The organism is Zavarzinia sp. (assembly GCF_041650655.1).
Classification (GTDB): Bacteria; Pseudomonadota; Alphaproteobacteria; order Zavarziniales; family Zavarziniaceae; genus Zavarzinia.
Window position 1 is genome coordinate 37,288 of sequence record NZ_JBAZKR010000021.1, and the last position, 13,973, is coordinate 51,260.

11 protein-coding genes are annotated in these 13,973 nt (G+C 66.7%); 5 read left to right on the top strand and 6 right to left on the bottom strand.

Annotation, left to right across the window (positions count from 1 at the left end):
- Both WC493_RS06860 and WC493_RS06865 read right to left on the bottom strand, forming a co-directional pair.
- On the bottom strand, positions 1-1,509 hold the full coding sequence (locus WC493_RS06860; RefSeq protein WP_373063892.1) for a UbiD family decarboxylase: 1,509 nt from the start codon (positions 1,507-1,509) through the stop codon (positions 1-3).
- Positions 1,510-1,540: 31 nt separating this feature from the next.
- A complete protein-coding gene (locus WC493_RS06865; RefSeq protein WP_373063894.1) occupies positions 1,541-2,347 on the bottom strand; it encodes a helix-turn-helix transcriptional regulator in 807 nt (268 codons plus the stop codon).
- A 112-nt stretch (positions 2,348-2,459) separates the two neighbouring features.
- Here WC493_RS06865 and WC493_RS06870 point away from each other — a divergent pair, with 112 nt between their 5' ends.
- A complete protein-coding gene (locus tag WC493_RS06870) occupies positions 2,460-3,680 on the top strand; it encodes an MFS transporter (protein ID WP_373063896.1) in 1,221 nt (406 codons plus the stop codon).
- Between the two features lie 131 nt (positions 3,681-3,811).
- Here WC493_RS06870 and WC493_RS06875 read toward each other — a convergent pair whose 3' ends face one another.
- Positions 3,812-4,915, bottom strand: coding sequence for an NADH:flavin oxidoreductase (locus WC493_RS06875; RefSeq protein ID WP_373063898.1), 1,104 nt, complete (start codon positions 4,913-4,915; stop codon positions 3,812-3,814).
- Positions 4,916-4,988: 73 nt separating this feature from the next.
- On the bottom strand, positions 4,989-6,491 hold the full coding sequence (locus tag WC493_RS06880; protein ID WP_373063900.1) for a PLP-dependent aminotransferase family protein: 1,503 nt from the start codon (positions 6,489-6,491) through the stop codon (positions 4,989-4,991).
- 131 nt (positions 6,492-6,622) lie between these two features.
- On the opposite strand from WC493_RS06880, the gene WC493_RS06885 reads away from it, so the two are divergent.
- The 4 genes from WC493_RS06885 to WC493_RS06900 all read left to right on the top strand — a co-directional run bounded on the left by WC493_RS06885 (position 6,623) and on the right by WC493_RS06900 (position 11,083).
- A complete protein-coding gene (locus tag WC493_RS06885) occupies positions 6,623-7,768 on the top strand; it encodes an extracellular solute-binding protein (protein ID WP_373063902.1) in 1,146 nt (381 codons plus the stop codon).
- A gap of 93 nt (positions 7,769-7,861) precedes the next feature.
- Positions 7,862-8,947 carry an ABC transporter ATP-binding protein gene (locus tag WC493_RS06890; RefSeq protein ID WP_373063904.1) on the top strand — a complete coding sequence of 362 codons (1,086 nt, stop codon included), beginning with the start codon at positions 7,862-7,864 and terminating at the stop codon, positions 8,945-8,947.
- 4 nt (positions 8,948-8,951) lie between these two features.
- A complete protein-coding gene (locus WC493_RS06895; protein ID WP_373063906.1) occupies positions 8,952-9,872 on the top strand; it encodes an ABC transporter permease in 921 nt (306 codons plus the stop codon).
- Entirely contained in the window at positions 9,869-11,083 is a 1,215-nt protein-coding gene (locus WC493_RS06900; protein WP_373063908.1) for an ABC transporter permease, read from the top strand. Before WC493_RS06895 ends, WC493_RS06900 begins: the two co-directional genes overlap by 4 nt.
- A 2-nt stretch (positions 11,084-11,085) precedes the next feature.
- Here the strand turns inward: WC493_RS06900 and WC493_RS06905 are convergent, their stop codons facing one another.
- Positions 11,086-12,216 carry an ABC transporter permease gene (locus tag WC493_RS06905; protein ID WP_373063910.1) on the bottom strand — a complete coding sequence of 377 codons (1,131 nt, stop codon included), beginning with the start codon at positions 12,214-12,216 and terminating at the stop codon, positions 11,086-11,088.
- A gap of 1 nt (position 12,217) precedes the next feature.
- A partial coding sequence (locus tag WC493_RS06910; protein ID WP_373063912.1) for an ABC transporter permease occupies positions 12,218-13,973 on the bottom strand: 1,756 nt, incomplete at its 5' end.

Sequence of the window (13,973 nt, forward strand, 5' to 3'; positions counted from 1 at the left end):
CTATTTCCAGATCGGCTTGCCCGTGCCGGGCAGGCCGAGACGGGACCACATCTTGTCCACCCGCTCGATCACATGGTCGTCCATGCGGATCTTGGTGCCCCATTCGCGCTTGGTCTCGGGCGGCCATTTGTTGGTGGCGTCGAGACCGATCTTGCCGCCTAGGCCGGATTCGGGACTTGCGAAGTCGAGATAGTCGATCGGCGTGCCTTCGATCAGGGTGACGTCGCGCACCGGGTCCATGCGGGTCGAGATCGCCCACATCACATCCTTCCAGTTCCGCGCATCGATGTCGTCGTCCACGACGATCACCCATTTCGTGTACATGAACTGGCGCAGGAAGGACCAGACGCCCATCATCACCCGCTTGGCATGGCCCGGATAGGCCTTCTTCATCGAGACCACGGCGATCCGGTAGGAGCAACCCTCGGGCGGCAGCCAGAAGTCGACGATCTCCGGGAACTGCTGGACGAGCAGCGGTATGAAGACTTCGTTCAAGGCTTCGCCGAGCACGCTCGGCTCGTCCGGCGGCCTTCCCGTGAAGGTCGAGAGATAGATCGGGTCGCGCCGCCGCGTGATCGCGGTCACCGTGAAGACCGGGAAAGGCTCGACCGAATTATAGTAACCCGTATGGTCGCCGTAGGGACCTTCGTCGCCGAAATCGTCCAGGCTGACATAGCCTTCGAGCACGATCTCGGCCTGGGCCGGGACCTTGAGCGGCACGGTCTTGCAGTCGACCAGCTCGACCTTCTGGCCGCGCAGCAGGCCGGCGAACTGATATTCGGACAGCGTATCCGGCACCGGCGTCACCGCCGCCAGGATGGTGCCCGGATCGGCGCCCAGGACCACGGCAGCCGGCAGGGGTTCGCGCTTTTCTTGCGCCCAGCGGCGGTAGTGCTGGGCGCCGCCCCGATGCTTCAGCCAGCGCATCAGGGTGGTGTTCTTGCCGGTCACCTGCATCCGGTAGATGCCGAGGTTGAAACTGTCCTCCCGCCCCTCGCCCGGGCCTTTGGTCACCACCAGGGGCCAGGTGATCAGCGGCGCCGGTTCGCCCGGCCAGCAGCTCTGCACCGGCAAGTCGGAAAGATCGACCTGATCGCCGGTCAGCACCACCTCGTGGACCGGCGCACCGCCCACCGTCTTCGGCTTCATCGCCATCACGGTCTTGACCAGGGGCAGCATGGCCCAGGCTTCACGAAGCCCGCCCGGCGGTTCCGGCTGCTTCAGGAAGGCCAGCGTCTCGCCCACCTCGCGGAGCTGGTGCGGCTCGCGGTCCATGCCCCAGGCGACCCGCTCGACCGTGCCGAAGAGATTCACCAGGACGGGATAGGGCGACATGGTACCGTCGGCCCGGATCGGCTTTTCGAAGATGACGGCGGGGCCGCCTTCGGCCAGCAGCCGGGTCTGGATCTCGGTCATTTCGAGCACGGTCGAGACCGGCTCGGTCACCCGCACCAGGCGGCCGGCGGATTCGAGGCGTTCGATGAAGTCGCGCAGGGATCGGAAGGGCATGATCGGTCGTTCGTTGGGGCGGGGGAGCCTATCACGCTTCGGCGTGCGACAAAGACCCCTCGGCGGCATGGCGGAAATAGCGGCTCGGCGCCTCGCCCAGGATGCGGCGGAACATCGTGGTGAAGGCGGCAGGGCTGTCGTAACCGAGGTCGAGGGCGACAGTGGTGACCGACAGCCCGGCGCCCAGCCGCGGCATCGCCGCCATCAGGCAGGCGCGCTGGCGCCATTGCTGGAAGCTCAGGCCGGTCGCCTCGCGGAACAGGCGGGTGAAGCTGCGCCGGCTCATGCCCAGCCCCCGGCACCAGTCGTCGATCGAGGCATGGGGATCCGGCGCCTCGGCGAAGCGCCGGCACGGTTCGACCAACGGCCCGCTGCCCGGCATCGGCAGGCTGACCGGCACGGTCGGCAGGCTGCGCAGTTCGTGCAGAAGGAGGTTCATGACGAGGCCGCCCCGCCCCTCCATGTCGTATTCGAGGGGCAGGTCGACCGCCTCCAGGATCAGGGCGCGCATCAGGGCAGTGATGCGCACCACCCGGCAATCCTCCGGCAGACCGTCGATCGCCTCGGGCTCGATGAACAGGCTCCGGGTGCCGAGCGGCGCGCCGGTCGAGCGCATGCTGTGCACGATGCCCGGCGGGATCCACACCGCCCGGTCCGGCGGCACCAGCCAGGTGCCCCCGGCGGCGCCGACCAGCATCACGCCCGAGATGGCATAGAGGAGCTGGCCGCGCCGGTGGCTGTGCGGCTCGCGCTCGTAGCCGGCCGGATAGTCGTTGCCGACCGCCAGCACCGCCCGCGGCACGGCTTCATATTCTGCAATGCTGACATTCCGGACCATGGCCCACTCGCGAAAGAAACAGACCCGCCGTCGATAGAAGGTCTTTGCAAGCATAATAAGATGCAGCGCCTCGGGAAATGCTGCTGCCGCCTCGGCAGGATGGGAGGACGACTTGAGCGACACCACGGCCAATCGCGCCGGGCCGGCCGCGGCCGATACGGCGGGGACCGCCTATGCGATCCTGCTGGCGATCTCCTTCTGCCATCTCCTGAACGATCTGATGCAGTCGCTGCTGCCGGCGATCTATCCGATGCTGAAGGGGAATTTCGCCCTCGACTTCGGCCAGATCGGCATGATCACCCTGACTTATCAGATGACCGGCTCGATCCTGCAACCGATCGTCGGGATCTATACCGACCGGCATCCGAAGCCCTATTCGCTGGTGGTCGGCATGGGCAGCACGCTGGCCGGCCTCGCCGTCATCTCGCAGGCCGGGTCCTATCCCATGGTGCTGGCAGGTGCCGCCATGCTGGGCGTCGGCTCGTCGATCTTCCATCCGGAATCCTCGCGCGTCGCCCGGCTCGCCTCCGGCGGGCAGCATGGGCTCGCCCAGTCGCTGTTTCAGGTCGGCGGCAATTTCGGCTCTTCCGTGGGTCCCCTGGTCGCCGCCTTCGTGATCCTGCCCAACGGGCAGAGCGCGGTCGGCTGGTTCACCGCCGTCGCCCTGCTGGGCATGACCGTGCTATGGCAGGTCGGACAATGGTACGGTCCGCGCCGTCTTTCGGCCGGCAAGCCGAAGCGCGCCGCGGTCGACGGTGTCGTGCTGTCGCGCCGGCGGGTCGCCACCGCGATCGCGATCCTGATCACCCTGATGTTCTCGAAGTTCATCTATATGTCGAGCTTCCAGAGCTATTACACCTTCTTCCTGATCGACCGTTTCCACCTCTCGATCGAAGAAGCCCAGGTGCGCCTGTTCATCTTCCTGGGCGCCGTCGCGGTGGGCACCATCGCGGGCGGGCCGATCGGCGACCGCATCGGGCGGAAATATGTGATCTGGGGCTCGATCCTGGGCGTGCTGCCCTTCACCCTGGCGCTGCCCTATGCCGACCTGTTCTGGACCAGCGTGCTGTCGATCGCGATCGGTCTGATCCTGTCGTCCGCCTTCTCGGCGATCGTGGTCTATGCCCAGGAGCTGATGCCGGGCCGGGTCGGCATGGTCGCCGGCCTGTTCTTCGGCTTCGCCTTCGGCCTTGGCGGCCTCGGGGCCGCCGTGCTGGGCGACATCGCCGACACGACGGGGATCGAATATGTCTACAAGCTGTGCAGCTTCCTGCCGGCGCTGGGCATCCTGACGATCTTCCTGCCCTCGCTGAAGGAAGAAAAGGCGCGCTGAGCCGCCCGGATACTCCCCAAACCGTCATGCCCGGGCTCGTCCCGGGCATCCACGCGAACACAGTCGGCAGCGAGTAATCGTGGATGGCCGGGTCGAGCCCGGCCATGACGAAGTGGGGTACGGCCCCCGTTTCAGACCAGTTCGGTCAGATACTGCGGGCCGAAGGCTTTGAGGTCGGCGTAGCGGCCGGCGTGCACCAGATTGGCCCAGTCGGGATTGGCGAGCAGGGCGCGGCCGACCGCGACCAGGTCGAATTCACCCCGTTCCATGCGCGCGACGAGGTCGTCGAGGCCGGCGACCGCCGCCCCCTCGCCCCGGAAGGCGGCGATGAAATCCTCTGTCCCGTTCAAGCCGACCGAGCCGACCGAGATGGTCGGCTTGCCGGTGAATTTCTTGGTCCAGCCCGCCAGGTTGAGGTCCGAGCCCTCGAATTCCGGCACCCAGAAGCGCCGGGTCGAGCAGTGGAAGACATCGACCCCGGCATCGACGAAGGGGGTGACGAAGGCTTCCCATTCGGCCGGCGTGTCGGCCAGGCGCTTGGTGAAGTCCTGCTGCTTCCACTGCGACAGGCGCAGGATCAGCGGGAAGTCGGGGCCGACGGCGGCCCGCGCCGCCTTGACGACCTCGAGGCCGAAGCGGGCACGGGCGACCAGATCACCGCCCCAGGCGTCGGTCCGGACATTGGTGCCGTCCCAGAAGAACTGGTCGATCAGATAGCCGTGGGCGCCGTGGAATTCCGCGGCATCGAAGCCGAGGCGCTTGGCGTCCGCCGCGCCCTTGGCGAAGGCGGCGATGATATCGGCGATCTCGCTCTCCGAGAGCGCATGGCCGACCAGCTTGCCCGGGACCTTGAGGCCGGAGGGGCCGACGCTGGCGACCTCCGGATTGAACACCTGCTTGGGGTTCCGCATCATGCCGAGGTGCCAGAGCTGAGGGGCGATCTTGCCGCCCTCCTCGTGCACCGCAGCGACCACCTTGGCCCAGCCGTCCAGCGCATCATGGTGGAAGCGCGGGTAGCTGTCCGAGCCCGAGGCGGCGGGATGATCGATCGTCGTGCCCTCGGTGATGATCAGGCCGACGCCGCCCGCCGCTCGCCGGCGGTAATAGGCGACGACATTGTCCCCCGGCACGCCGTTCGGCGAGAAATCGCGCGTCATCGGCGCCATCACCACCCGGTTCTTCAGGTGCAGCGTCTTCACGTCGAACGGGCGGAACAGGATGTCGGCCGAAGTCATGCGTCTCTCCCCGATAATTCGTTAACGGGGCGCAGGGTGCCAAGCCGGGCGGGTCCGCGCCAGCCCCTTTCGCTCATGGCCCCCCGCGGCGCAGATCATCGATCGCGAGCTGTAGTTCGGCGAGGCCCGGCGCGATCTGCTCGAGGCCCAGGGCGGCGAAGCCGAGGCGGATGAAATTGCGCGGCGCGTCTTCGGAGAGGAAATGGATGTCGCCCGGCTCGATCAGCACGGAGCGGCGCGCGGCGGCACGCTGCAGATCCCAGCAGTCGATGCCCGCCGGCAGGCGCAGCCAGACCGAGGAACCGCCGGTCGTCACGGTCGGCCGGCAATCGGGCAGGAGCTGGCCGATCTCGCGATTGATCACGGTCCATTTGCGGGCGAGCTGGTCGCGGCTCCGCCGGATATGGGCGTCGAGATGGCCTTCGAGGATGAAGATCGCCATCGCCCGCTGATCGAGGCCGGAGGGGTGGCGATACATGAGGCGGCGCAGTGCCCGCATCTCGCGGATCAGGGGTTCGGGCGCCACCGCGAAGCCGAGCCGGAGCCCGGGGAACAGCGCCTTGGAGAGCGAGCCCAGATAGATCGTGCGGCCCGAATTGTCGAAGCTCTTCAAGGCGCCGCGCTGGGCGCCGATGAAATTCAGCTCGTGCTCGTAATCGTCTTCGACCAGCAGGAGATCGCGCTGGCGGGCCGCCTCGACCAGGGCGAGCCGGCGCGACAGGGTCATGGTCACGCTGGTCGGCGACTGGTGGCTGGGCGTCACATAGACGATCGAACAGCCGCCCAGCCGCTCGTCCACCACGATACCGTTGCCGTCGACCGAGAGCGGTACAAGCTCCGCCCCGGTGACACGCCAGATGTTGCGCGCATCGACATAGCCGGGATCCTCCACCCCGACGCGGACGCCGGGGCCGGCCAGCAGGTTCGCCGCCATGTAGAGCGCGTTCTGCGAGCCGATGGTGATCAGCACTTCCTCCGGCCGGGCCTTCAGGCCGCGCTGGGGCAGCACGCGGGAGATCACCTGTTCGACCAGCAGGGCGTCGTCGGCGTCGATCAGGTCGCCGACCCAGGCATTGGCGTGATAGGGCGTGCCGGCGAGACGGGTGCAGTCGCGCCAGCGCGCGATCGAGATCTTGTCCGTGGTCACCTGGCCATAGATGAAGGGATAGCGGAAGTCGCGCCAATTGGCCGGCTTCACGATGTTGCGGTTCAGCGAGGGATGGAGGCGCAGGCGTTCCGCCCAGGCCTTGCCCTCCGCCTCGTCGCCGCGGAACAGGGCCGAGGGGCGGAAGGCCGACGGCACGGTGAGCTGCTGGCGGACATATTGCTCGTTGATGAAATGGCCGCGGCGTTTCACCGGTGTGAGATAGCCGTCCTCGACCAGCCGCTCGTAGACCAGGACCACCGTGTTGCGCGAGACGCCGATCTGCTCCGCCAGGTCGCGCGTCGGCGGCAGGGGTTCGTGCGGGGGCACGCCGCCGTCCAGGATCGCCTCGACCAGGCGTTCGTGCACCTGCTGCTGCAATCCGCGCCTGCGGTCCAGGGGCTCGATGAAATAGCGGTCCAGCAGACTCATTCCCGGTTCCTGGCACCAAAGAATTCTTCCTGTGGATCTAATACCGCTTCGCTCTCTCGACCTAGCGTTTTTGCGCCGCACCAATCCTGCGGCGGACAGCGAGCAGGCGCATCCAGGGGAAGGAGTGGGTCATGGCATCCAAGAAACGCATGGACAGGGGCATCAGCCGTCGTTCCGTGCTGAAGGGCGTCGCCGCGGGCGGCGTCATTCTCGGCGCGCCCGCCATCGTGCGGCGCAGCGCCCTCGCCTCGTCGGGCGAGATCGACATCATGATGTGGTCGGACTATCTGCCCGACTCCTTCCGCGACGCCTTCACCAAGAAAACCGGCATCAAGATCAATTTCACCGGCATCGGTTCGAACGACGACATCCTGAACAAGATGAAGGCGACGAACGGTCAGGGCTTCGACATCATCACCCCGACCATGAATCGCTCGCCGCTGTGGGAGCCGCTGGGCCTGACCCAGCCCTTCGACATGAAGAAGATCGCGATCGACAAGGTGAACCCCGCCATGGCCAAGGCGGGCGAGACCAACTGGAATTTCGGCGGCAAGGGCCAGATGTGGATCCCGCACATCTGGGGCACCGAGGGCGTCGCCTGGCGCACCGACAAGTTCAAGCCGGCGGGCGAATTCCCCTCCTACGGCGATATCTGGGACGACGCCAACGCGGGCAAGACCATGGGCCGCGGCCATTCCGTGATGCTGGGTGCCGGCCTCGCCCTGGAACATGCCGGCAAATGGGCCCCGGGCACCATGTGGGAAGCCTATAAGACGCCCGAGAAGATGGCCGAGACCTGGACCAAGCTGACCGAATACTGCATCTCGAAGAAGAAGAACCTGAAGCTGCTCTGGGACGACGCCGACACCCAGAAGAACGGCCTCCTGAACGAGGGCGTGATCGTCGGCCAGACCTGGGACGGCCCGCCGATCGCGCTCAAGACCGCGGGCGAGCCGGTGATGTACCGCGCCCCCGTCGAAGGCGCCATGGCCTGGGTCGACGGCATGGCCCTGCCGGTCGGGGCCAAGAACATCGACCAGGTCTATGCCTTCATCGAAGCCTGCTACGACCCCGAGCTGGCCGGCACGGCGATCAAGACCCACGGCTACAATTCCCCGGTCATCGGGGCGGAGAAATTCGGCGGCGACGTCTATGCCAAGAATTTCGCCGACGCCTATCCCGGCGACGCCCTGGCCAAGCTGAACCCCTGGCCGCCGGAACAGCCCTGGTATGCCGAAAAGCGCGCGGAATTTGTCAACAAGTTCAAGAGCGCGTGACGGCAGTCCGGACCGGTGCGGGGGGCGCACCGGTCCGGATGTTTTCTGTAATGTCACCCGTCCCCTTGTAACCCGACGCGAACGGATGCGTGCATGACCAAGAACGTCACCCTGGATCATGTCTCGATCCGCTTCGGCAACTATCTGGCGGTCGACAACGCCCATCTCGAAATAGCGGGCGGCGAATTCTTCTCGTTCCTGGGCCCCTCCGGCTGCGGCAAGACCACCCTGCTCCGCTGCGTCTCCGGCTTCGTCCAGCCGAGCGAGGGCCGCGTGCTGATCGGCGGCCAGGACATGAAGGGGGTCGGCCCCAACAAGCGGCCGACCGCGCTGATCTTCCAGAATCTCGCCCTCTTCCCCTTGATGTCGGTGGCCGACAACATCGCCTTCCCGCTCGAGGTGCGCGGCATCTCCAAGAAGGAACGGCGGAAACGCGCCGACGAACTGCTGGACCTGATCGCCCTGCCCGGCCAGGGCGAGAAGCGGGTGACCGAATTATCCGGCGGCCAGCGCCAGCGCGTCGCGATCGCCCGCGCCCTGGCCGTGCAGCCCGACATATTGCTGCTGGACGAGCCGCTCTCCGCCCTCGACCTCAAGCTCCGCCAGCACATGCGGACGGAACTCCGCGAGATCCAGCGCCGGGTCGGCCTGACCTTCATCTACATCACCCACGACCAGGGCGAGGCACTGACCATGTCCGACCGGGTCGCGGTGATGAGCCGGGGCGTGATCGAACAGGTGGCGGACCCGGTCACCCTCTACGACAAGCCAAAGACCGCCTTCGTCGCCTCCTTCGTCGGCGAGACCAATGCGATCCCGGGCAAGGTCACGGCGCGGGACGACCTCGTGGTCGAGATCGAGGCGGCGGACGGGCTGAGGTTCCGGGGCATCGCCGCCGGCGGGCGCCATTACCAGCCGGGCGATGCCTGCCTGCTCTTCGTCCGTCCCGAACAGATGCGGCCGGGGGCGGACGGCGCCAATGTGATCAAGGCCAGCCGGATCGGCGACGAATTCGAGGGCAATGCCCGCCACCTGCTGCTCGAGGCGGCGGGCCAGCGGCTGCGCATGATGCTGGTCAACGACGGCCGCCTGGCCGAGTTCGGCGACGGCCCGATCGACGTGACCTTCGACGTCGAGAGCGCCCTGGTGCTGCCCGACGGGCCGCTGGCCAAGGGGTGAGACGATGCGCCTGATCCAGGACATCAAGCCGCTGTTCGCCCGCTACGGCACCGGCGTCGGCCTCTTCGTCACCATCGCGGTCAGCCTCTGGGTCTTCGTGCTGATCGTGCTGCCGCAGATCGCCATGGTCGAGATTTCCTTCGGCCACAATCTGCCGCCGGCCGAGCGTGGCGGGCCGAAGGATGTCTACACGCTCTCGAACTACGCCTATTTCCTGTTCGGCAACGACGGCAGCTTCAACGCGCTCCACGTCATGATCATGGTGAAGACGGTGCTCGCCTCGGTGATCGTCACGATCTTCGACGTGGTGCTGTGCTACCCGATCGCCTTCGTGCTGGCGCACGGCGCCCGGCCGGCGGCGGCGCGGCTCATGGTGATCGGCCTGATCGTGCCCTATTGGGTGAACGAGGTGCTGCGCGCCTTCGCCTTCCGCATCATCTTCGGCGCGACCGGCCTCGTGAACGGCCTCGGCCAGGCGCTCGGCTTCTGGGACGAGCCGATCGACTTCATCCGGGAAGATGTCGCCCTCTACGCCGGGCTCACCTATGCCTACATCCTCCTGATGATCTTCCCGATCTACAATGCGATCGAAGCCCTCGATCGCAACCAGATCGAGGCGGCGCGCGACATGGGGGCGAGCTGGTGGCGCATCCACTGGCGGGTGGTGATCCCCATGGCCAAGCCCGGCATCGCATCGGGCTGCACCATGGTCTTCATGCTGACAACGGGTGCCCTGGCAGCGCCGCAGATCCTGGGCGGGCCGTCCAACCTGTGGTTCACCCAGCTCGTCTACCAGTGGTTCAACGAGGCGTCGAACTGGCCGCGCGGCTCGGCCTATGCGGTGATCCTGGTCGCCGTCTGCATCCTGTTCACCTTCCTGATGATGCGCGTCTTCAAGGTGAAGATCGGGGAGATCGGCCGATGACGTCGTCCGCCCTCGTCCGCTTCGGCACCGCGACCTTCTGCCTGCTGTTCTTCGCCTATCTGTTCGGGCCGCTGATCATCATGGTGGTGACGGCCTTCAACTCGTCGTCCTTCCCCCGGATCGTGCCCTGGGACTGTTTCACCACCGATTGGTTCGGCAAGCTGGCGGCCGACGCCAAGCTGGTCCACGGGCTCGGCAATTCGCTCTTCATCGGGGCCGGCGTCGTGCTCGTCGCGACACCGGTCGGCCTCGCCGCGGCGCTCGCCCTCTCCGAGGTCGGTCCTCGGCTGCGCGGCATGCTCTATACCGTCTTCATCTCGCCCATCCTGATGCCGGGCATCGTGATCGGCATCTCGACCCTGCTGTTCTGGGGCAAGATCGGCGGCGGTCTCGGCTTCGGCTTCGACTCGGTCTTCTTCAACGGCTTCTTCCTGACCATTCTGGGCCAGGTCTGCTTCATCTCGGCCTATTCGATGCTGGTGTTCATGGCCCGCATCCAGCGCTTCGACCACACGCTGATGGAAGCGGCGCTCGACATGGGGGCGACGCCGGGCCAGGCCTTCGTGAAGATCCTGCTACCCTTCCTGCGTCCCGCGATCTTCTCGAGCGCGGTGCTGGCCTTCCTCGCCTCGCTGGAGAATTACAACACCACGGTGTTCTCGATCGTGGCGGAGAGCACCTTCACCACCGAACTCGCCTCCAAGGTCCGGCTCGGCATCGATCCTTCGATCTCGGCGGTCGCCGTGGTGATCATCGCCACCACCCTGTTCGGCGCGATCGTGCACGAAGCCTGGCAGCGCCGCGCCAATGCGCTGGCCCAGGGCGGGGCCGCGGCCCAGCGCATCCTGGGCAATCCGGCCGCAGCCTTCCTGCGCCACCCTGCCACCGTGGGCGCCATCCTGGCCGCCGTGGTCGGCGTCGCGATCTACGAGGGCTCGCATTACGACAGCAGCGCCTGCCAGCAGGACATATTGGACGCCAAGCGGCGCGAACAGCAGCGCCTGTTCGACGAACAGCGGCTGCCCGCGGCACCGGCACCGGAGAGCAGCGGCAGCGCCCCCGCGCCCTCGACCCCTTACGGCGGCGTCTTCGCCCCCGGCGGCCTCGGCGGCACGCCGGCAGCTCCGGCCCCCGCCCCCGCCCCGTCGACGCCCTACGGCGGGGTCTTCGCCCCGGGCGGGCTCGGTGGCGGGACCAAGCCCAACCCTTAAGATCAGCTCCGCATCGAGGACAGGGTCGAACGGAAGCGGGTGGCGGCGACCACGAAATAGAGGGCGCCGATGCCGGCGAGCGCGAGCAGCCGGTCGGCGATCACGCCGACCCCGGCGCCGCGATAGAGCACGGCCTGGGCCGCCGCCACGAAATGGGTCGAGGGCGAGGCCTGCATCATGGTCTGCAGCCAGACCGGCATGCTGTCCATCGGCGTGGTGGCGCCCGAGAGCAGGTTCATCACGATCAGGATGGGCAGGGCCAGCAGGCCGAACTGCGGCATCGAGGTGGTGAAGGTGGCCAGCAATATGCCCATGGTGGCGACCGAGAATTCATAGAGCACGGTCGTCGCGATGAAGAGCGGCACCGAACCCGCCAGCGGCACCCCCAGCATCCAGCGCACGATGACGAGCAGCGAGAGAATCGCGGCGACCACGATGACCAGCCCGTTGGCCCAGACCTTCGCCAGCATGATGTCGATCGGGCGCACCGGCATGACCAGCAGGTGTTCGATCGTGCCGTGCTCGCGCTCGCGGATGAAGGCGGCGCCGGTCAGGATCACGGTCAGGATGGTGACATTGTTGATCACCTGCATCACCGGCGTGAACCATTCGGAGGCGAGGTTCGGGTTGAACCTGGCATGGGTCACCAGGTTGATCGGCCCCCCCGCCGCCGGCATGTCGTGGGCGAGGCGTTTGGCCACCGTGTCCGACAGGATCGAGCGCAGATAGGCGAGGCCGTTGCCCGCCTGGGTCATGGCGGTCGCGTCGATGTTGATCTGCAGGTCGGGCCGGCGTCCGGCCAGCACGTCGCTCTCGAACTTGGGCGGAATGTCGATCACGAAGACGTAACGCCCCTCGTCCAGCGCGCGGTCGACCGCGGTCGCGTCGATCTCGACCGGTGCCTTGAACTGCGGCGGCCGGATCGCATCGGCGATCGCGAAGGAGAGCGCCGAATGATCCTCGTCGACGACCGCGACGGCGGCATCGTGAACGTCGAAACGCGCCCCCGTGGCGACCGTATAGATCGCGATGGTGAAGGTGTAGAAGACCAGGAACAGCATCACCGGATCGGCCCGAAGCGAGCGCAGTTCCTTGATGCCCAGGCGGAAGATGGTGGCGATCCGGTCCCTCATCTCAACGCTCCTGCTTCGAGAGGGTGATCATCGACGCCACGATGTAGACCACGGCGAAGCCGACCAGGGCGGCATGGTTCTCCCAGAGGTCGAGCCAGCCGAGCGATTTGGTGAAGGCGCCGACGCTGATCTGCTGATACCAGCCGGCCGGGAACAGCAGGCCGAAGATCCGCCCGCCGCCCGAGAGCGAAGAGACGGGCACCAGAAGGCCGGAGAAATTCACCGCCGGGATGATGGCGATGATGGCGGTGGCGAAGATCGCGGCGAGCTGCGACTTGGTGAAGGAGGAGACCAGGAGGCCGAAGCCGGTCGTGGCCACCAGATAGGCGAAGGTGCCGCCGACCAGGGCCAGGAAGGAGCCCTTCACCGGCACGTTGAACAGGAAGGCGGCGAGCACCAGCATGGCCGAAAAGGACACCATGGCGATCGCGACATAGGGCGCCTGCTTGCCGGTCAGAAACTCGAAGCGTGTCACCGGGGTCGAGCGGAAGTTGGCGATCGAGCCCGTTTCCTTTTCGCGCACCACGCCGACCGCGGTCATCATGGCGGGGATCAGCACCAGCATCAGCATGACGACGCCCGGCACGATCGCCGGGGCCGACTTGAAGGATTGGTTGTAGCGGAAGCGGCTCACGACCGAGAAGGCGTCGGTGGCGAGCGCCACCCCCTGTTCCGCCGCGATCACCTGCAGCCGCTGGGCGATCGCCGCCTTGGTGTAGGACCGCGTGGTCTCGCCCCGGAAGGGCATGGCGCCGTCGATCCAGACGGCGATCTCGGGTTGCCGGCTCTCCATCAGGTCGCGGCCGAAATCGGGCGGAATCTCGACCACGAATTTCAGGGTGCCGTCCTTCAGGTGGCTTTCCGCCTCGGCCGAACTGGTGAATTCGCCGCCCAGGTGGAAAGTTTTGCTGCCGGCGAAGGCGTCGAGCACGGCCCGGCTCTCGCGGCTCTGGTCCATGTCGACGACGCCGTAGGCGAGATCGTCGACGTCGAATGAAATGCCATAGCCGAAAGTGATCATCAGGAGGATCGGGGCGAGCAGCGCGAAGGTGAGACGGATCGGATCGCGCAGGATCTCCATCGTCTCGCGCCGGGCATAGGCCCACCAGCGCTTGCGGCTGAACCAGCGCGCCTTGGTGGAATCGCCGGCCTCGACCGCGAGCTGTTCGCCCAATTCCTCGGGCGGCGGCGTCTCGGCCACTTCCTCGAGATAGGCGATGAAGGCGTCTTCGAGCCGGGCGCTGCCCTTGGAACGGGCGAGTTCGGCCGGCGCCCCGACCGCCAGCACCTTGCCCGCGTGCATGAGCGAGATGCGGTCGCAGCGTTCCGCCTCGTTCATGAAATGGGTCGAGATGAAGATGGTGACGCCCTTGTTGCGGGCGAGATCGACGAGGAAGCGCCAGAACTGGTCGCGCGCCACGGGATCGACGCCCGAGGTTGGCTCGTCGAGGATCAGCATGTCCGGCCCGTGCAGCACGGCGGCGGCCAGCTGCAGGCGCTGGCGGATACCGAGCGGCAGGTCGTCCGGCAGGCTGTGGCGGACCTCGACCAGATCGAAATCGCCCAGCACCTCGCGGATGCGTTTCCTCGCCACTTCGGGATCGAGATGGAACAGCTGGGCGTGCAACTCAAGGTTCTGCAAGACGGTCAGCTCGCCATAGAGCGAGAAGGACTGCGACATGTAGCCGACCCGGCGTCTTGTCGACATGTCGTCGGCGTCGAGCACCTGGCCGAACAGCCGCGCCTCCCCTTCCGTC